Source organism: Embleya sp. NPDC005971 (genome assembly GCF_040629175.1).
Taxonomy (GTDB): Bacteria; Actinomycetota; Actinomycetes; order Streptomycetales; family Streptomycetaceae; genus Embleya.
This window is the reverse complement of sequence record NZ_JBEXUX010000025.1, coordinates 74,140-94,183: the sequence shown is the minus strand read 5'-3', so window position 1 is coordinate 94,183 and position 20,044 is coordinate 74,140. Positions and strand designations below refer to the sequence as shown.

The following is a 20,044-nucleotide window of genomic DNA, read 5'->3' as shown; positions in this document are numbered from 1 at the left end:
CACTTCGCGCGAGGGGCCAGGTTGTCGTGGCTTCCCTTTAGGCTTGATCCCTCGGTATCGACGACGGCGTGAGGTGACGGACGTGGGCCAGGCCCTCGACCAGTTCGAGCAGTTCGAGGCGCTGACACCCGGAGCACACGCAGTGCCCGCAGCCGGACAATCCGTCACGGTACGAGGTCGTCGCTGGGTCGTCACGGACGTCGCCCGCTCCTCCGTCGCCTCCGACGAGGCGACCAATATCGCCGAAGCCGTCCCCCAGCACCTCGTCACCCTCGTCGCGATCGACGAGGACGCGGGCGACGAGGAATTGCGCGTCGTCTGGGAACTGGAATACGGCGCGGTCGCACACGACCGGCATCGGCTGCCGAACCCGACCGAGGGGTTCGACGACGCCGACCGCCTCGACGCTTTCCTCGACGCCGTGCGGTGGGGCGCGGTGGCATCCGCCGACCACACCGCGCTGCAAGCGCCGTTCCGTTCCGGGATCAAGATCGAGGACTATCAACTCGATCCGGTCGTGCGCGCTCTGCGCATGCCGCGGACCAACCTGCTCATCGCCGACGACGTCGGCCTCGGCAAGACCATCGAGGCCGGCCTGGTGATGCAGGAGCTGATACTGCGTCACCGTGCGCGGACCATGCTCATTGTGTGCCCGGCGAGCCTGACGCTCCAGTGGCGCGACGAGATGCGGGACAAGTTCGGGATGGACTTTCGCATCCTCGATCGTGCGCTGCTGACCCGTCTGCGGCGCGACCGCGGGTTGTACACGAATCCCTGGACGCACTACCCGCGGCTGATCGTAAGCATCGACTGGCTCAAGCGCGAGCGGCCCCGGCGGATGTTGCGCGAGATCCTGCCGGCCGTGCCGCGCTATCCGCGGACCTTCGATCTGCTCGTGGTCGACGAGGTGCACACCTGCGCACCGACCGGGACCGGCAGGTATGCGGTCGACTCCCAACGCACCGAAGCCATGCGTGAGTTGGTGCCACACGTCGAACACCGCCTGTTCCTGTCCGCGACCCCCCACAACGGCTACACGGAGTCGTTCACCGCGTTGCTGGAATTGCTCGACGAGAACCGCTTTATGCGCACGGTCGTCCCCAGCGAGGACGCGCTCCGTCGCGTGATGGTGCGTCGGATGAAGAGCGAATTGCCGAAGACGTGGAACGGCAAGAGCGTGTTCCCGGAACGCGTCCCGGCGACCCTTGAGGTCGCGTACGGGGAGGACACCCGGGAACTGCACGCCATGCTCACCGAGTACATCGCGAGCAGGCGTGCCGTCGGACGCGGGCCCGCCGGCGGAGCCGCCATCGACTTCGTGACGACGCTGCTGAAGAAACGGTTGCTGTCCTCGCCCCTTGCGTTCTCGAACACGGTCGCACAGCACCTGGCCACCATGACGGCCAAGTCGAGCGCTGATGAGCATGATCTGGTGGAACACGTGCGCACGGCGGGCCGGAAGGTCCTCGTGCCGCTGGTGGAACGGCTGGAGGAGACCGCCGAGGACGATGCGGCGTACGACGAGGCCGAAGAACAGGCCCTGGTCGCCGCGCAGCGGTTGAGCGTGCCGCTCACCGAGACCGAGCGGACCTTGTTGACCGAGCTGAACACGCGCGCGGCCAAGGTCAGGAATCGCCCCGACGCCAAGTTCGCCGCGTTCCGTGCCTGGCTCGATCCCATCGTGTGCCCTGACGGACCCGACGGCGCGTGGACCAACGAACGCGTCATCGTCTTCAGTGAATACCGCGACACCCAGCACTGGTTGTACGAGCGCCTGATCGGTGCCGGTGTGCCGCCCGACCGTATCCAGCGTCTGTACGGTGGCCAGGACCAGATGGAGCGCGAACACATCAAGACCGTCTTCCAGGAGTCTCCGGAACTCGACGGTCTTCGTATCCTCCTCGCCACCGACGCGGCCAGTGAGGGCATCAACCTGCAAGCGCACTGTCACCGGGTCCTGCACTGGGAAATCCCGTGGAACCCGAACCGCCTCGAACAACGCAACGGCCGCGTCGACCGCCATGGTCAGACCGCCGAGCAGGTCGACGTCCTGCACTTCGTCCCCGAAGGTTGGCGTGAGGCCGGTCGGGACATCGACCCGGACTCGGACTTCGAGGCGGGAACGATCGAGGACGAGATGCACTTCCTCGCGGTCGCGGTACGCAAGGTCGAACGCATTCGCCAGGACCTCGGCAGCGCGGGTGAGGTGATCGCGTCGCAGGTGCAGCAGAAGATGCTCGGCCGGCGTACCGACTGGACCACGGCCGACCGGGAGATGCACACGCGGGCGGAGCGAGCCGCGTTCAAGTTCGATCGTGATCTGACGCGCGACCTGCAACGCATCGCCGACGATGTCGCGGGCACGCGAACTCGCCTCGGGCTCACGCCCGAGGCGATCGAGCGGGTGGTTCGCACCGGACTGCGACTCGCCCATCGCAAGGACCTCGAACCAGCCCCCGGCCCGGCCGATTTGCGCGCGAAGTGCTTCCGGCTGCCGCAACTGCCCGGGGTGTGGGCACAGGCCCGCAACGAGAGACTGCGCCACCCGTTGACCAACCGGGAACGCGTGGTCACCTTCGACCAGGACGCCGCAGCGGGACGCACCGACATCGTGCTGCTGCACCTGGGACACCGACTCGTCCAGATGTGCCTGCGGCTGCTGCGCGCCGAGTTGTGGTCCACCGGGGGTGCGGCCAAGCTGCATCGCGTCACGGCGCGGATTGTGCCCGGTGACATTCTGCGGACTCCCGCCGTGATCGTGCACGGTCGGGTCGTCGTCACCGGCAACGGCGGAACTCGTTTGCACGAGGAGGTCGCGGCGGCCGGTGGCACGATCGAGGGTGGTCGCTTTGTCGCGGCCCGGCAGGAAGCCGTGCAGCAGTGGCTGGCCGCAGCGGGTGAAGAACGCCCCGACGAGGAGGTGTTGGACCAACTCGTCGAGGTATGGCCCGCGATCGAGGAACCGCTTTCCCGAGCGTGGCACGCCTATGGCAGCCATCGAGTGCGCTCGATGGAAGCCCTCCTCGCCAAGAGGTGCGAGGAAGAGGTCGCCGGCATCACCGAGGTGATCGGCGAACTGGAGCGCTCGATTCGAGCGACCCTCGACGACCGGACGCAGTGGGAGCAGGCATCGCTGTTCGAACCGGAACGTCAGCAGATGAGCCGCAACCGCGACGCGTTGGTGGACCGGCTCGACGCGATCCCGCAACTGCTCGAACGCGAGATCGCCGCGTTGAGCGCGCGATACGCCGATCCCGTACCGCGACGCTTCCCGGCCTCCGTGACCTTCCTGGTCCCGTCCGCACTCGCCCGAGGTGACCACTGATGCCGCCCGCCACACGACGTTCTCGGACCGGTGCCGGCACGCAGACGCCGGTCGAGCAACACGCCGAATGGCTCAATCTGCTGCGCCCCGACGGTCCGTTCATCACGGTGCCGGTATTGACCGAGGTTTTCGGTCAGGGACCCGACCAGGTGCCCACCGAGCGACGCGCGCGGTTGCGACAGGCATGGGCGGAGGTCACCGCCGACCCGGACACGCTCAACGCGTCGTGGCAGACGCACGTATTGACCGAGGTGCTGGGCTATCGGGGCGGGCTCCTGGCCGAAGGAGCCGCGCTGCCGACGCTGCTCGGTGGTGGGACACCTTATGCGGCGGGTGGCGACGTGTTGCGGCCGGACGCCGCCGTCATGGGGCGTGGCAGCGCGGGTGATCGCGAGCCGCGCCTGCTGGTGTATCGGCGCCCGTGGCTGGAGAACCTGCGCAAGGGGCGGGGTAAGCGGTCGAGTGCGGTCGAACAGGCCGCGGAGACGTGCCGGCGGCACCGTATTCCCGTCGCGTTGCTGAGCAACGGGCGGGACTGGGTCCTGGTTCACGCGCGCGAGAGTGAACCCACCACGGTCGCCGTGTTCGACGCGGATCTATGGCTGGAGGAACTGCCGCTGCTGCGGGGGTTCGCGACGCTGCTGACCGCCACCCGGGTAGCGGCTCCGCCGACCGATGCCGAAGGACGGCACTCGGCGAGCCTGGCCGCGTTGTTCGCGCGCAGCGCCGAGGCCCAGGCCGAGGTGACCAACACCTTGGGTCGGCAGGTTCGGGACGCCGTCGAGGTGTTCGTGCTGGAGATCTCCCGGCTCGATCGGGAGAGCGATGGCGAGGTTCTGGCCGGTGTCGATCCTCGGGAGGTCTACCGGGCGGCACTGACCGTGATGATGCGGCTCGTCTTCCTGCTCTACGCGGAGGAACGACGGTTGCTTCCGGTGGACGACGCGCTCTACCGCAACAACTACGCCGTGACGACGTTGTTCGATCAACTCGGCGAGCAGCAGGAGCGGTACGGCGAAGAGATCGGCGACCGGCGCAGCGCCGCGTGGTCGCGCCAACTCGCCCTGTTCGGCGCGGTGCACGGTGGCTCACGGCATCCGGACCTGCGTATCCCGGCCTACGGTGGCTCGTTGTTCGATCCGAAGCGGTATCGCTGGCTGGCGAAGGCCGCGGTGACGGATCGCGTCGTGTTCAAGATCCTGGACGCGTTGCTGATGCTGCGCCGCGGCACGAAGGGCGCCGAGCGGCTGTCGTACAAGGGCCTCGATGTCGAGCAGATCGGACATGTCTACGAGGGCCTGCTCGAATACTCGTGCAAGCGGGTCGGTGAGCCGTATCTCGGGATCGTCTTCGGAAAGCACACCGCGGAGATCGCGCTCGCGGACCTGGAGCGGTGGGCGGCCGAGGGCACGCTCGACGCGGAGTTGAAGTTCCGGACGGACGCGACGGCCAAGCAGGTCGAGAAGGCCCGCGCCAAGCGGCCGGACCTTTCGCAGTCCGCGTATCTGGACGCGGCGTGTGGCGGGGATCAGGACTTGGTGGCACGGGTGTTGCCCTGGTTCGGGCTGCTGCGGCACGACCTTCGGGGCGAGCCGGCGGTCTACGCGGCGGGCTCGGTGATCCTTGCCCGGGTGGGGGACCGGCGTTCGAGTGGCACGCACTACACGCCTCGGGTCTTGGCGGAGGAGGTTGTTCAGCACACGCTCGCGCCGCTGTGTTACGCGCCTGGCCCCGCCGAAGGCGCGGAGTCCGGTGTGTGGCGAGCGAAGACGGCCGACGAGTTGTTGCGGTTGAACATCGTGGACCCGGCAATGGGGTCGGGGGCATTCCTGGTCGCGGCGGCTCGGTATGTCGCGGCGCGGGTGGTCGAAGCGTGGATTCGGGACGGGATCCCGGAGGATGTCGCGTCGTATGCCGGAACCGAGGACCGGGACGAGTTGGATCTCGCGGCGCTGCGGATGGTGGCGGACCGGTGTATTCACGGTGTGGACCGGGACGAGATGGCCGTCGAGTTGGCCAAGCTGTCGTTGTGGATCGTGACATTGGCCAAGAACCGGCCGTTCACGTTTGTGGATCACGCGCTGCGGAGTGGTGATTCGTTGGTGGGGGTGCTGACGGCGGAGCAGGTGAAGGCGTTTCACCTGAAGCCCGAGGAAGGGCGGCAGATCAACACCGAGATCGCCCGGACGTTGGAGCTGACCGACGAATTGCTCTCACGAGCTGCGCAGTTGCGGCGCGAGATCGAGGAGATGCCGGACCTGGACATCCGCGACTTCCGCTTGAAGGCGGACAAGTTGGCCAGGGCCGATGAGATGACGGATCAACTTCGGTTGGCGGCGGACGCGGTGGTGGGCGCGGCGCTGTCGAGTGAGGTGTTGAGCGAGGACGAAATCGAGGCGCGGACCGGTGAGGTCAATCGAGGCGGAACCCGGGCGGCGTTCCGTGCTGCTTCGAAGGGGGCGAAGGAGGACGCGTACGACGATCGACTGATGGCGATTGCGCCGCTGATCGAGCGGGCGATGGACGGGGACCGGGACGCACACGTCGAGGCTCGGGCGATCGTGGATGGCTGGTTGCGCGGGGACAAGCGCGCGGAGCCGATTCGGCCGCTGCATTGGCCGTTGGAGTTCCCGGAGTTGCTGGGCGTGGGTGGGCGGTCGTTCGATGCGGTGGTGGGGAATCCGCCGTTTGTGGGTGGGCAGCGGCTTACCGGAAGCGTTGGAACGGACTATCGAGAGTACCTGGTAAATCGCGTTGGCGGGGGAGTACGAGGCAGTGCAGATTTGTGTGCATATTTCCTCTTGCGCAACCTTGAGTTGGCGCGCGGGCGGCGAATGGGAATCATCGCGACGAACACCATTGCGCAGGGTGATACCCGTGAAGTGGGATTGGACCAGGCGACAGGAGTTGGGTGGTCGGTATATCGTGCCGTCAAGTCTCGGAACTGGCCAGGAACCGCTGCCGTTCAAGTGTCGCTGCTCTGGCTTGGTCAACCTGGTGGCAATGAAGATTTGGTGCTTGAGGATGTGCCGGTGCGGGGCATCACATCGGGGCTGGATGCACAGTCGCGAGTCTCAGGGAGACCACATCGGTTGGCAAATAATGCTAGAGAGGCGTTTCAAGGGTCAATCATCCTGGGCAAGGGATTTGTGCTCGAACCAGCCGAAGCTGAATTTCTGATCTCGCAAGATTCTCGAAACAAGGAAGTTCTCTTTCCATATCTCAACGGCGAAGATCTGAACTCTCGGTCAGACTGCTCGGCAAGTCGATGGGTCATCAACTTTCACGACTGGCCAGAGGAGCGAGCACGGGAATATCCTGCTGTATTCGAAATTGTAGAAAAGAAGGTAAAGCCGATTCGGCTTCAAGTCACTCACAGCGCTAAGGCGCGCCAGCGTTGGTGGGAGTATGAACGCCCGCGCCCTGAGCTTTATGAAGCCATTGAGGGCGCGGATCTGGTGTTGGTAATCGCTCAAACCAGCAGTACACAGATTCCCGTTCTCGTGCCGAATCGGCAAGTCTTCGATCAAAAACTTGTCGTGTTCCCATCGCGATCGACTGCGGCTTTGCGAACCTCGGATTTTCAATATCTGTGGACTGTTCGGAATGGCTCGACGATGAAGAAGGATACAGTATTCACTCCATCTGATTGTTGTGAAACTCTGCCACTACCGACGGGTGATTATGAGATAATGGAGAAGCTGGCTGAGAAACTGTTTGAGTTCAGAAAATCTATTATGGATGAACGGTCGATTGGATTGACTCGCCTATACAACTTGCTGCATGGTGAAAGTATCGTAAGCGATGATATTTCTCGCCTCCGTGAGATCCATGCAGAGATTAACTCTGCTGTTGCAGCAGCGTATGGATGGTCTGATCTCGACATGGAGCATGCACGGCGCGAATTTGAACGAGGTCCACGCTGGTCTGTCGCGCCCACTACTCAACGCGAAGCGCTGGACCGGCTTCTTGAACTAAATCATCTGCGTTTCCGTGAGGAAGTTGCCAATGGCCTCCATTCTGGATCGGTGAAAAAGAAGCGCAAGCCGACGAAGAAGGCAAGCGTGCAAGTCTCCGTTGCAGAGGCGCCCGGCGAAGACTTGCTCTTTTGATTTCTACTCGTTGGTACAGGCGACTCCACCCAGCACGCATCGGATGACTTTGCCTGTGGCGCCCTGCGCGTCAACGCGAAGGCCGGTCGTCATCAACCGCACCATCGTCAATCCCCGCCCCTCTTCAGCGAGTTCGTCGGTAGCCTGTGGAGCTGGCACGCGCGGATCGCAGTCGTATACCGCGATCTCGACACTCGCGCCGGACAGACGACGCATCATCACCGTGCAGCGTTGGTCGCACGCATGCTGGATGACGTTCGTGACCAGCTCCGTCACGACCAACTGGGCGAGGTCGACCAGTGGCGAGAGGTTCCACAGGTCCAGCTGCGCACCGATGATCCGGCGGATCGGTGCGAGGGAAGCCGGCTCTGCGGTCAAGGGCAGAGTGCAGAGCTGTGGGTCGGACGTGATCGCATTCACTGGGGCTCCGGGGTCACGCTCGTCACTTTTCGGAGCCGAGCAGATACTTTCGGCTCCCTTGGCTAGATCGTGCACCTGGGAACCAAGCGAGCGCAACTTCCCTCAGAAGAGAATTCTCTCCATCGCGAATCCTGAGACATCGCTCTACGTGAGCGGTATGATCCGCAACGCGATGGAGGAGGGGCGATGTCAGATGGCAGGCCGACAGTGCGTCAGCGCAGGCTCGGATTGGAACTTCGGCAGTTGCGGCACGGGCTTGGCTGGACGCTGAGCCGGGCCGCCGAGCGGCTTGACATGCGACTGTCGTCATTGAGCAAGATCGAAACCGGTCGACAGCGCGTGCGGACGCGGGAGTTGCCTGCCTTCTTCGATGCGTACGGCCTGGTCGATCCCGCGCGACGTGAAGCGATCACGCATCTCGCCCGGGAAGCCCTGAAACGCAACTGGTGGCAAGGATTCGAAGGAGTTGTCTCTGATCCGTACGCGGACTATCTGTCCTTGGAGGGGAGCGCCAGCGAGATCGCCGTCTTCAATCCGCTCGTGGTGCCCGGCCTGCTCCAGACTCAGACCTACGCCCGTGAGTTGACCGAAGCAAGCCGAGTGTGGAGCACCCTTGACGAGGTCGACCGATTCGTGGAGCTTCGGATGAAGCGCCAAGAGTTGTTGACTGGCGAGCATCCACCCCGCTATTGGGTGATCCTGAGTGAGCTGAGTCTTCGTCAGGAAGTCGGTGGTAAAGCCGTCTTGCGCGATCAGGTGGCGCACCTGATCGACACGGCAGTGCGGTTGCCTCATGTGACGGTGCAAGTGGTCCCGTACGACGCGGGAGCGCATTCCGGTTCGGACGGCGGATTCGCGCTGATGCGCTTCGCCGTTGGCTCCGAAGTTGTATGTCTTGAGTCCATGCGTGCATCGCTGTATCTGGAGGAGCCCGGTGACATCGCGATCTATGCTGCGACACTGGATCACCTCAAGTCCTCGGCGCTGTCGGTCAGGGACTCGATGGCTTTCATGAAGACCTTGTGCGAGGACCTGGAGCGATGACCGAATCGAACACCCCGACGACCGTCCGCTGGACGAAGAGCAGCTACAGCGACGGCGGTAGCACATGCGTCGAACTGGCCTCGTCGCAAGCCCTCCTGGCCGTTCGCGACTCCAAGGTGCCCGCCAGCCCCACGCTCGCCTTCCCGGTCGCCGCCGGCACCGCGTTCCTGGCCGCGCTCGCCGTCTGACGCTGCCTCAGTCGGCGATCCGGACCACCGTGAACTCCCGGACGTGCACGATGTGCGTCCGGTTCGCGCGTCGTTCGAGGTCGCCGACGACCGCCACTTCGTTGCCCTCGTGGTGGGCCACGGCTGCCTCCGCGTAGTCCGCCTCGCCCAGGTGCACGCGGAAGCGCCGTGATCTGACCGCCTCCTCGCCCGCCACCAGGCCGGCGATCGTGATCTCACCCGGCCCGGACGTCTGTTCACGGTTCAGTCGCACGATGATCCCGCGTACCAGTGCGTTGCGTTGACCGTATCGCTGACGCAGTGCCGCGGCGCCTTCTTTGAGGGCGTACTGCATGTGCCGGTCGAAGCTCAGCGGCTCGGTCGGCTGGCTGACCGGTAGATCCGGGGACCACGCGAACGTCAGTCCGAACGTGTTGTGCTCCTCGCCGCCGATCCTGGCCAGCGCTTCGCAGAAGTTCGCCGACACGCCGCCGGCCGCGTAGTCCTCCAAAAGCACGTCTGTCGTGTCACGCCGCAAGATCTCGCGGGCGGCCGTGGCGGCGGTGAGCGCCCCCGTGTACAGGAACGTCGTGACCGCACGCGCATAGGGCTGTCTCGCGGTGCGTGAAGTCTCGTCTTCGAACGGCAGTATCGACTGAGGCTCGACATCGGGGATCGGTGTTTGGACCGCGAGGATGTAGCTGCCCGCCTGTGTCTGCCCCAGCCGGACGCCGCTCACGAAGTCCCGGGCACGGGCCGGTCGCTGGCCGTTCTGAATCGGCGCGGGAGGCTTGCCCTCACACTGCGCGTCCGCCGTCGTGGCTGCCGACAACATCATGTCTTTGAGTCCCGACAACGCCGGGACCACATCCACGAGTGGCGCCGTGCCCGACGGCGTTCGTGGCCACAGTCGTAAGAACTGCTGGTCGGATGAAGGCATTTCGAGATCACTCAGGACCTGAGTGGGCGCACGAGACTCCACCCGGGCCACCGCTTCCAGTAGATCGAGCATGCGCTTTTCGTAGTCGCGCAGGCTCCGATCGGCGGCGACCAAGACCTGGAACGGCGGTTCGGGATCGTCGGGTGGGCTGTACTCCCACACCCTGCTGCGACCGAAGTGCTCGGCCGCCTGCCAGCCGTGTGCGTGCAGATAGCGCACGACCTGATGCGGGGTCACTCGGGCCGCGCGATCGAGATCCGCTTCCGAGACGGTCATTGCTGCGGCACCAGCCTCTCCCTGTACGCGGAGCCGAACAGTGAGTGCAACGAGTCGACGTCCAACAGGTTCGCATGGGGAACGGACACGGTGGTCGTGCTGTCCGGGTGCTTGTCCTCCATGGGCTCATCGTCGTGAAAGCACTGCCAGTAGGCCGCATGTCGCAGTTGGCAGTAGTCGTGGGTTACTTCCGCCCAACTCTTGGCACTGTGCGGCACAACGACGAGGAACAGGAAGCGCGGAGTCGCGTAGTCGCGCCCGGCCAGTTTGTTGTAGTTGTGTATGCGGAGCGGATACCGCCACTCGTCCCCGCTCCGGTCGGGCGCGGCCCAGCACTTGACCTGGATGTCGATCGACGGAAAGCGGACGCCTTCGACGCGACCGGGACGAGACAGCGTCCAGTCCACGCCGAAGCGATCCCGATGCGAGCTCTTCGCGGGTTCGAGGTTGGCCGCAGTCGCGAGTGTGGCCACGAACTGCTCGCCGAACGCGCCCTTGTGACCGCGGTCGCCGAACTCGATCGGATCCCAACCGTCACCGCCATGCGGCGAAAACTGTCTCGGTACCCCGCCGTTGCCGGTGCTCAACGTCGTCCCAGCGTCATGCCCTGTCCGCCCCCACCCGCCGACTACGCACACATCGACCGCCTCCCGGCTGCCCGGCGCAAACCCTACTTGCCGTTTGGGTTCCGGGGGAAGTACGCAGAGTTATCCACAGACCGCTGAGTCAGCCATCGGAACGTCCGTTCGTCTGGGTACTGTGACCGCGTGAACGAGCCGAACCTTCCCGAGTCCACGCCCGGCGTGCTGGCCGAGGTCACCCCAGCCGCGGTTCGGCGCGAACTCGAAACCATGGTGGTGCGCGACCTGCTCGGCCCGGTCGGCGGCGATGACGAAACACTGGAGGACAACCCCTCCGATCGATATCTCATCGGCCGTCTTGCTCCCGGCGGCGAGGCGTTGCAGCCCGATCTGTTGGACTCGCTTGCCGAGTCCGAGGCAGCCTCCTCCTCGCCCGAGGACGACGGCGACCGCGAGCCCGAGGCGCCGAACATCGCGAGCCTGCAACCGTCCGCGGTCGGGCTGACGGTGTGCGTCGACGGATCGATCGATCGGCTCGTCGTGGACGCCTCCTGGGCGAACTATCAACGTGAGGCCGCCGAAAACACGGCCCGGCCGCACACCGTGCAACGGCGGCACCCCGCGGGTGGCAGCGTGACCATCAAGCTGGCCGAAGGGCGTATCGATGCCCTTGCCCCGGATGCCGAGCACGACGGCGTCAAGGTGCGAGGTCGGATCCGCAGGTTCGACGACGACTGGCTCGTGTCGCTCTTTCTGGTCAACGAGCAGCCGGAGACCTCCGGTTCGCGCAACTGGATCTATCAGGTCGAGTTGATCGCGCGGGGGGCCGCAGGCACGGCACCGTTCAAGCCACGGCCCTCCTTGGGCTCGGGCGGTGGTGACCCCGCCGACCGGCGCGAACAGGCGGCGCTCGCCATGGCTTACCGATTCCTGCCGGAGTTCGTCGTCGGTCACGGCACCGGTGTGCACTCCGAGTCCGCCGTCGACAATCCCATGCGGGCGGTCGAGGTCCGCACCGTGGCGGCCCCCGCGTATGAGGTGCCCGCCACCGATGTTCCCGGTCCGCACCACAAGGACGACGCCGATCTGCCCGAACTGGCCGATCTCGTCCTCGACATGCAGCGCCTTGCCACCCTCGAATCGGAGCCACTCCAGGCGGCCCTGATGCCGTTGGTGAGTGGCTATCGATCCTGGATCGAGCGGGCCCGACAGCGCATCGGTGCTCCTGACGGCCACTTGGACGACTACGTCACCGAAGCCGAGGACAACCTCTGGCGAGCCGAGGTCGCGGCAGGCCGCATCGAGGCCGGAATCGCCGTCCTGCAACTGCCCGATGCGCTGGCGGCCTTCCGGTTCGCCAATCATGCGATGCATCGGCAGCGGGTGCACACGATCGCCGCCGCAGAGCGGCGTCGGGATCCGGCGATCGACCTGCCCGCCGCCGTTGCACAGGCCGACATGCCGAAGAATCGCAGTTGGCGCCCCTTCCAGCTTGCGTTTCTGCTGCTCAATCTTCCCTCGCTCACCGATCCCGGCCACCAGGAACGCGCCGAGAGCGACACGGCGACCGGCCAAGGCGCCTTGGCGGATCTGCTGTGGTTCCCTACCGGCGGTGGCAAGACGGAGGCGTATCTGGGCCTGACCGCGTTCACACTCGCGATCCGGCGTCGGCGGCCCGACCTGGGCGGGTTGGATGCCGCGAACGGTGTCGCCGTCCTGATGCGATACACCCTGCGGTTGCTGACGATCCAGCAGTTCCAGCGGGCGGCGGCGCTGATCTGTGCGTGTGAGGATCTGCGTCGCGCCGATCCGGCGACCTGGGGGACGGCGCCGTTCCGGCTCGGTTTGTGGGTAGGCGCCCAAGTCACCCCGAACCGCACCGATCAGGCTCACGATTGGCTCACGAGCCTCAAGCGAGCCAAGGGAAAGCCCGGTCGAGCCCCCGGTTCACCTCATCAGCTCACGAGTTGCCCGTGGTGCGGGACCAAGATCGAACCCGGCCGGGACATCGCCGTCGACCGCGTTCGCCGACGTACCGTCATCACCTGTTCGGATCCGTTGGACTGCCCGTTCGGTGACCCGAGCCTGCCGATCGAGGAAATCGGTCTGCCGGTGGTCGTCGTGGACGAGGAGATCTACCGACTCCTGCCGAGCCTGGTGATCGCGACGGTGGACAAGTTCGCCCAACTCCCCTGGAAAGGTGAGACGCAGGCGCTGTTCGGCCATGTCAAACAGCGCTGCACCCGGCACGGATACGTCACGCCGGACCTGCTCGCCGCCGACGACTGGGAACGCGGCAGCCATCCCGCAATGGGTGACCACCCTGCCGCAACGCTGGTTGCCGCGAAACAGGTTCGCCCGCCGGATCTGATCATTCAGGACGAGCTGCATCTGATCTCGGGGCCGCTCGGCTCGATGACCGGATTGTACGAGTCGGCTGTGGACAAGCTGGCGACCTGGGAGATCGGCAGCGGCAAGTCGGTGCGGCCCAAAGTGATCGCCTCCACCGCGACCGTGCGCCGTGCGGACCGACAGATCCAGTCCCTCTTCAACCGGCGCACGGACGTCTTCCCGCCGCCGGGGCTCGAGGCCCGGGACAACTTCTTCGCGCGCCAACGCAGCGTCGATGACCAACCCGGCCGTCGGTACGTGGGCATCTGCGCTCAGGGGGTACGGACGAGATCAACCTTGATTCGCATGTATGTGGCGGTACTGGGCGCGGCTCAAGCGCTGCATGAGAAGTACGGGCGCAACGAGGTCACCGATCCTTACATGACGCTCGTGGGTTACTTCAACAGCCTGCGTGACCTCGGCGGTATGCGTCGGCTCGTCGAGGACGACGTGACCACCCGCCTCCAGCGAGGCGAGATCGTGACACAGCACGGATTCGCCAAGCGCTATTCGCCGGAACTGCGCGAACTCACGTCCAGATTGACCGCCGACGACATTCCCGACGTCCTCGAACACCTGGAGCAGCCCTTCGGGGCGAAGGGCGAACGCAAGCCGGGCCGGCGCAAGCCGGTCGACGTGCTCGTGGCAACGAACATGATCGCGGTGGGCGTCGACGTCTCGCGGCTCGGGGTCATGGTGGTCACCAACCAGCCCAAATCCACCGCCGAGTACATCCAGGCCACGTCACGCGTCGGGCGGCAGGCCCCGGGGCTGGTGTTCACCGTCCTCAACTGGGCCCGCCCGCGTGACCTGTCGCATTACGAAAGTTTCGAGTCCTTCCACTCGGCGCTTTACCGCCACGTGGAAGCGCTGTCCGTCACTCCGTTCGCCGATCGTGCCGTCGACCGTGGCCTGACCGGTGTGCTTGCCGCGTTGGTACGGGACCTGGAACCGAAATACAACGCGAACACCGGAGCCCAGCACTTCGACACACGCGGCAAGCTGGCCGATCATGTGTTGATGTATCTGCGTCGTCGAGCTGCGGACGTGGCCGTATCGCAGCAAGTCGGGCGTACGGTGTCCGACCATCTGCAAGGCCGTCTCGATCATTGGGGGCGCATGCAGCGGCAGACCGGCTCGGTGCTCGGCTATCGCCGGCCCTACCGCGTCAACACCACCGTCACCGGACTGTTGTACGAACCCGATGGTGGCCCTTGGCGCTTGACCACGTGCCCGACCTCCTTGCGCGAGGTCGAACCGGGGGTTCGCCTGATACTCCAAGCCGAACCCGAACCGGGCGGATCACAAGACCCACCGTTCAAGCCGCGACCCACTCAGTCCGAGGACCCGTCATGACCCTGCCCGCGGCGCAGTCCCTGCGTGTCGGCAACCTGAGGCCGAGTCAGCTCCTGCACACCTACGGCATCGGCTCCGTGGCGGACCTGCCCAACCTGTCGGTGATGGTGTTGGGCCTGGATCAGTGGAATCTGGAGAACACCGCGATCCTCACCGAGGAACGCCTGTTGGCCGCCACCCGTCGAGCGCTCGGAGGCCAGGTGGCGACCCTTCGGACGCCCCCCTACGTGCCGGAGACGAGCGATGTGTATGCCGCGTGGTCGCGCATCGGCGTGCCGGTGGGATTGTTTCCGCGTTGGCTGCGCTGCTCGGATTCGCGCTGCAACGTACTGGCACCGGTGGAGACGCGGTTGTTCGAGCTGCTGCCGAACAGCTACGCGCCGGACAAGGTTCGCTACGTGCACAAGTGTCGAGGCAGCGGTCAGTCGCGACCCACCGCAGTGCCGGCTCGTTTCCTGATCGCCTGCGCCGCCGGGCATCTCGACGATTTCCCCTGGATGTATTTCGTCCACCAGGGCGAGCCGCACGGAGACGATCACACGCTGACGCTGAGCGAACGGGGAACGACCGGCGAGGCCGCGAACATCTTCGTGACCTGCTCGACGTGCGATGCCCAGCGGAGCATGGCGCAGGCCATCGGAGTCCGGAGTGAGGCGAATCTGCCGGCATGTCGAGGGCGCCATCCACACCTGGGTACTTTCGGGTCGTGCGACCGCCAGGTACGAACGATGGCGCTCGGCGCCACCAACGGGTGGTTCGCGGCCACACTACGAGTGTTCAGCCTGCCGCAGGCGGAGGAACCGCTCGACCAGGAGGTTCGCGACCACTGGTCGTTGGTCGGCCCGCTCGCCCCGTTGCCGGAGCAGGCGGCCAAGATGGTCCTGCCCACCCAAAGTTGCTGGCCCAAGCTGGAACCGTACGGCGCCGAGGCGGTATGGCAGGCGATCACGCGGGAGACTTCGCGACGTGATCGGCTGACTGTGGGCAACGGCGCGGACGATGATGTGGACGAACTCGATCTCGCGACTCCGGAATGGCGGGCGTTCACGCGTCGTCGCGCAATCGAGTTGCCCGACTTCACCACGAAATTGGAATTGCCACCATCGAGCACGGCCGACTGGCTCGATCAGGTGGTGCTGGTCCAACGACTGCGTGAAGTGGCCGCTCTGACCGGCTTCACCAGAATCGATCCACCCGAATGGGGACCCCAGGATCTCGACCACCGTCTGGCACCTCTCTCGTGTGAGGCTCCGACCTGGGTGCCGTGCGCCGAATTGCGCGGGGAAGGCATCTTCCTGAAATTCTCCGAGGAACGCATCGCGCAGTGGGAACAGCGTGCGGATGTGCGGCAACGCGAGGAGCAACTTCGGGTCGCGCATCTGCGCTGGGCGCAAGGGCGCGGCGTGGATCCCGAGTGGCCGGGTGTGCGCTACGTCCTGTTGCACACGCTCGCGCACATGTTGATCCGGGAGTTCGCGCTGGAGTGTGGGTACGGAGCCTCGGGGATGAGTGAGCGCGTCTATGCCCGTTCGGGTGGCGAACCGATGGCCGGCATCCTGTTGTACACGGCGGCCCCGGACAGCGAGGGAACTCTCGGCGGCCTGGTCAGCCTCGGCCGACAGGATCGCCTCGGTGGCCTGCTGAGCCAGGCCATCGAGGCGGCGCGCCTGTGCAGCTCCGATCCGCTGTGCGCGGAGCACGATCCCCGGATCGGTGGGCGACTGCACGGAGCGGCCTGCCACGCGTGTCTGTTCGCGGCCGAGACTTCGTGTGAAAACGGCAATCACCACTTGGATCGTCGATTGTTGGTCGACACGCTCGCGGGCGGTTCCGGCGCCTTCTTCGGCACATGAGTGCGGTCGGTGCTCGGACGTTGCCCAGTGTGCTGGCGCGGCTGGTGCGTCGATTGCCACCGGCATACCGCCATGAGTGGGGCGCCGTCCTGAGTACCTTGTCCGGGCCGACGCCGGATGCCGAGGTGCGCTTGTTGACCGCGCGCTCGGGGTCGGGGCTCGCGATGGAAACGACGCTCCTGATCACGACGTGGCGACGCGAAGCCCCGGAACTGCCCGGGTCTGCCATTGCCCTGGCATTGGAGTCGGCTGCGGCGCAGTACGAGGCCATGCGCGCCGAGCACGACGTGCAGGTCGTCGTGACCGGTCCATCGAGCCCCGCTGTGCCGGTGCGATTGACCGCCAGCGTGGCACTGGACGTGATAGCACGGGCTCGTTCGTCGCTGCTGGTGGTCAGCTTCGCGGCATACGGCGTACGGGCGATCGTCGAGGAATTGGGCCGGGCGGTCGATCGGGGAGTGGACGTCGATCTTGTTCTGGAAACCTCCACGGACGCGTCGCGTGCCTTCGGCGATCTCGAACATCGCGTCCGCATGTGGCATTGGCCCAAAGGGCGCCGCACAGGGGACGCGGCGTTGCACGCGAAGCTGATCGCCGCCGACAGTGAGTTCATGCTGGTGGGCAGTGCCAATCTCACCGATCGGGCTTTGGCGGACAACATCGAGGTCGGCCTGGTGCTGCGAGACCGGGTGGTGGTGGGCCGGGTCGTCGATCATTTTCGCTCGTTGATGCGACCGAGCCGAGGGCCCTTGGAGCGGGTCCGCCCGTCCGAGTGAACGCGATGACTCGGTCTTGGCGATGGCCCATGTCGTGGAACAGGCGTCGCTGGAGATCGACAGGCGTTGCGAATACCGGTGGCGTGGTGTTCGACGATCTGTGTGAACGGTTCGGCAATGATGTCGGGCATCGGTACGATTCGGGCGCACCACACGCAGTCGGCCTCGCAGTGGGCCAAGTCAAGCAGAGCGGCACCGGCAGACTTGCGCCATTTGTGTGCGCAGCCCGAGGCGGGCGCGTCGGCCCGATGATGGGTGGCCTGGTCGGCGGCATATGCTTCCTGGCATGACGAGCGAGCCCGAGATGCAGGACGGGGTTGGGGGGCCGGATGCCTTCGGCAGGCTGTGGACTCCCCATCGGATGGCGTACATCAAGGGCGAGAACAAGCCGTCGGGGCCGACGCCCGACGACGGGTGCCCGTTCTGCCGGATTCCCTCGCTGAGCGATGTCGAGGGGCTCGTCGTCGCGCGGGGTGAGCAGGTCTACGCGGTGCTGAATCTGTACCCGTACAACGGTGGTCACCTGATGGTGGTGCCCTACCGGCACGTCGCGGACTACACCGACCTGGACGACGCGGAGACGATCGAGCTCGCCCGGTTCACCAAGCTCGCGATGGTCACCCTGCGCAAGGTTTCGGGCGCGCAGGGATTCAACATCGGGATGAACCAGGGGCACGTCGCCGGGGCGGGGATCGCCGCGCACCTGCACCAGCATCTGGTGCCGCGCTGGGGCGGCGACACCAACTTCATGCCCGTGGTCGGTCACACCAAGGTGCTGCCGCAACTGCTCGCGGAGACCCGCGAGATGTTGGCCTCCGCGTGGCCGGTCGACTGACCGGGTCGGCCGGCGTTCGAGGCGCGCGTACGCGCCGCGAGCGAGGCGGGCGCGCTCGGAGCCGGTGGGTGGAGTCGGTGCGATGGCAGGATCCAAGCGGCAGTTGTCAAGGAGAAGAGCTTTGAGCGCACGACCGGTTCTCGTGTACGACGGCGACTGCGGGTTCTGCACCCGGTCGGTGGAGTTCGCGCAGAAACACATCCCGTTCGACGCCGACGTGGTGGCCTGGCAGTTCGCCGAACTCGAGGAACTCGGCGTCGAGCAGCACCGCGCCGAGCACGAGGTGTTGTGGGTGACTCCCGTCGGCACCGTGTACGGCGGACACCACGCGGTGGCCAAGCTGCTGATGAACGCCGGCGGCCCGTGGGCCCTGGCCGGTGCCGCGCTGCGGGTGCAGCCGGTCAGCATCGCCGCACACGGCGTGTACCGCCTGGTCGCGGACAACCGTGACCGGATGCCCGGCGGGACACCGGCGTGCGCGATGCCGGCGCACCTGCGGCCGGACACCGTCAACGCTGCGGGGTGACCCGCCGGGCGGCCCTCGCGGTGGCCGCGTGCTCGCTCGCCGCGTATCTCCTCCTGGGCACCTTCGGTTCCTCGGACATGTGGTGGCTGGGCGATCTGAAGGTGTATCGCCAGGGCGGCGTGGACGTGCTCGCCGGGCACGGTGACCTGTACACGATCCGGCCCGGGCGGCTGCCGTTCACCTACACGCCGTGGGCCGGGCTGACCTTCACGCCGTTGGCCTGGCTGCCGTGGGGTGTGGTCGAGGTGGTCGGGGTGGCGGGCAATCTGGCCTTGCTCGGTACGGCGACCTGGCTCGCCTGGGGGATCCTCGGGCTGCGCGGCGAGGCCCGGGTGCGGGCGACCGCGCTGAGCGCCGCCGCGCTGTTGTGGACCGAGCCGGTCCAGGAGAACCTGCGCTTCGGGCAGATCAACCTGCTGCTGCTGGTCCTGGTGCTGGCCGACTTCGCCCGCCCGCGCGGCGCCCGCCTCACCGGGGTCGGGGTCGGCCTGGCGGCCGGGCTCAAACTCACCCCGGCGATCTTCATCCCCTATCTGCTGCTCACCGGACGCGTGCGCGAGGGGTTGACCGCGCTGGGCGTGTTCGTCGGCACGGTGGTGGCGGCGTTCGCGGTGCTGCCGAGCGAATGCGCGGACTACTGGGGCGGGTTGTTCCTGGACGACACCCGGATAGGGCTGGCCCAGTTCCCCGGCAATCAGTCCGTGCACGGCGCGGTGACCCGGCAGTTCGGCGCGCAGTCGCCGCCCGGGTGGTTGTGGCCGCTGCTCGCGGTCCTGGTCGCGGCGCCGGCCCTGACGCTCGCCGTCGTGGCGGCGCGGCGCGGGGCGGCGTTGGCCGGGATGGGTTTCTGCGCGCTGACCGCGCTGTTGGTGTCGCCGATCTCCTGGACGCACCACTGGGTGTGGGCGCTGCCGTTGGTGATCGTGCTCGCGGATCGGGTCCGGCGCATTCGGTCGCCGGTCGCGTGGGTCACCCTGGTGGCGGTGTTCGCGGTCGCCGCGGCCTATCCGATGGAGCGTGCCCGGGTGTCCGGGGTGTTGCCGAGCGGGATCGTGTGGACGGTGCCGTTCGGCGACGGCGGCGAGTTGGACCTGCACGGTTGGCAACTGGTCGTGGGCAACGCGTATGTGCTGGTCGCGGTGCTCGGGTTGATCACGGCGGCGTGGGCGCTGTACGCCGATCGCCGACATTTCACCCGTTCGACCGGTTTGGCCCCGACCGCCGAGCCCGATCCGGATCCCGCTTCGTAGACTCGTCGTACTTTCAGGTGATCCGTCCCATCCGCCCCGGCGGACCCGCGCGGATCGTACGACGAGGTGGGCGCGATGCGGGTGACGGGGCGAGGAGCGGGCGGGGGTCCGACGACGGTTCGAACGATGATCCGATCATGCCTAGACTGAGCCGAACGGGGATCGGCCCGGCCGCGCGAAAGGCGGCGAGGG

Annotated in this window: 13 protein-coding genes; 10 read left to right on the top strand and 3 right to left on the bottom strand. The window is 66.2% G+C overall.

The window, feature by feature from the left end; all coding sequences use genetic code 11:
* Positions 1-82 precede the first annotated feature (82 nt).
* Both drmD and ABZ374_RS22715 read left to right on the top strand, forming a co-directional pair.
* On the top strand, positions 83-3,325 hold the full coding sequence (drmD, locus tag ABZ374_RS22720) for a DISARM system SNF2-like helicase DrmD (RefSeq protein ID WP_360313821.1): 3,243 nt from the start codon (positions 83-85) through the stop codon (positions 3,323-3,325).
* On the top strand, positions 3,325-7,437 hold the full coding sequence (locus ABZ374_RS22715; RefSeq protein WP_360313819.1) for a DNA methyltransferase: 4,113 nt from the start codon (positions 3,325-3,327) through the stop codon (positions 7,435-7,437). Before drmD ends, ABZ374_RS22715 begins: the two co-directional genes overlap by 1 nt.
* Before the next feature lie 3 nt (positions 7,438-7,440).
* Here ABZ374_RS22715 and ABZ374_RS22710 read toward each other — a convergent pair whose 3' ends face one another.
* The gene (locus ABZ374_RS22710) at positions 7,441-7,857 is read right to left on the bottom strand and encodes an ATP-binding protein (RefSeq protein ID WP_360313817.1); all 417 of its coding nucleotides are present in this window, start codon (positions 7,855-7,857) and stop codon (positions 7,441-7,443) included.
* Between the two features lie 186 nt (positions 7,858-8,043).
* On the opposite strand from ABZ374_RS22710, the gene ABZ374_RS22705 reads away from it, so the two are divergent.
* Both ABZ374_RS22705 and ABZ374_RS22700 read left to right on the top strand, forming a co-directional pair.
* Complete coding sequence (locus ABZ374_RS22705) at positions 8,044-8,901, top strand: helix-turn-helix transcriptional regulator (RefSeq protein WP_360313815.1); 858 nt, start codon at positions 8,044-8,046, stop codon at positions 8,899-8,901.
* Positions 8,898-9,089 carry a DUF397 domain-containing protein gene (locus tag ABZ374_RS22700; RefSeq protein ID WP_360313813.1) on the top strand — a complete coding sequence of 64 codons (192 nt, stop codon included), beginning with the start codon at positions 8,898-8,900 and terminating at the stop codon, positions 9,087-9,089. The genes ABZ374_RS22705 and ABZ374_RS22700 overlap by 4 nt, the downstream gene beginning before the upstream one ends.
* Positions 9,090-9,096: 7 nt before the next feature.
* Here the strand turns inward: ABZ374_RS22700 and ABZ374_RS22695 are convergent, their stop codons facing one another.
* On the bottom strand, positions 9,097-10,227 hold the full coding sequence (locus tag ABZ374_RS22695) for a hypothetical protein (RefSeq protein WP_360313811.1): 1,131 nt from the start codon (positions 10,225-10,227) through the stop codon (positions 9,097-9,099).
* A 53-nt stretch (positions 10,228-10,280) separates the two neighbouring features.
* On the bottom strand, positions 10,281-10,871 hold the full coding sequence (locus ABZ374_RS22690; protein WP_360313809.1) for a DUF4365 domain-containing protein: 591 nt from the start codon (positions 10,869-10,871) through the stop codon (positions 10,281-10,283).
* A 180-nt stretch (positions 10,872-11,051) separates the two neighbouring features.
* Here ABZ374_RS22690 and drmA point away from each other — a divergent pair, with 180 nt between their 5' ends.
* The 6 genes from drmA to ABZ374_RS22660 all read left to right on the top strand — a co-directional run bounded on the left by drmA (position 11,052) and on the right by ABZ374_RS22660 (position 19,852).
* Positions 11,052-14,612 carry a DISARM system helicase DrmA gene (drmA, locus tag ABZ374_RS22685; protein WP_360313807.1) on the top strand — a complete coding sequence of 1,187 codons (3,561 nt, stop codon included), beginning with the start codon at positions 11,052-11,054 and terminating at the stop codon, positions 14,610-14,612.
* Positions 14,609-16,465 carry a DUF1998 domain-containing protein gene (locus tag ABZ374_RS22680; protein ID WP_360313805.1) on the top strand — a complete coding sequence of 619 codons (1,857 nt, stop codon included), beginning with the start codon at positions 14,609-14,611 and terminating at the stop codon, positions 16,463-16,465. Before drmA ends, ABZ374_RS22680 begins: the two co-directional genes overlap by 4 nt.
* A 29-nt stretch (positions 16,466-16,494) precedes the next feature.
* On the top strand, positions 16,495-17,241 hold the full coding sequence (gene drmC / locus ABZ374_RS22675; protein WP_360313803.1) for a DISARM system phospholipase D-like protein DrmC: 747 nt from the start codon (positions 16,495-16,497) through the stop codon (positions 17,239-17,241).
* A gap of 274 nt (positions 17,242-17,515) precedes the next feature.
* Complete coding sequence (locus ABZ374_RS22670) at positions 17,516-18,076, top strand: HIT domain-containing protein (RefSeq protein ID WP_360313801.1); 561 nt, start codon at positions 17,516-17,518, stop codon at positions 18,074-18,076.
* Positions 18,077-18,197: 121 nt separating this feature from the next.
* A complete protein-coding gene (locus ABZ374_RS22665) occupies positions 18,198-18,602 on the top strand; it encodes a DUF393 domain-containing protein (RefSeq protein ID WP_126643328.1) in 405 nt (134 codons plus the stop codon).
* Entirely contained in the window at positions 18,599-19,852 is a 1,254-nt protein-coding gene (locus ABZ374_RS22660; RefSeq protein ID WP_360313799.1) for a glycosyltransferase 87 family protein, read from the top strand. The genes ABZ374_RS22665 and ABZ374_RS22660 overlap by 4 nt, the downstream gene beginning before the upstream one ends.
* Positions 19,853-20,044: the final 192 nt, after the last annotated feature.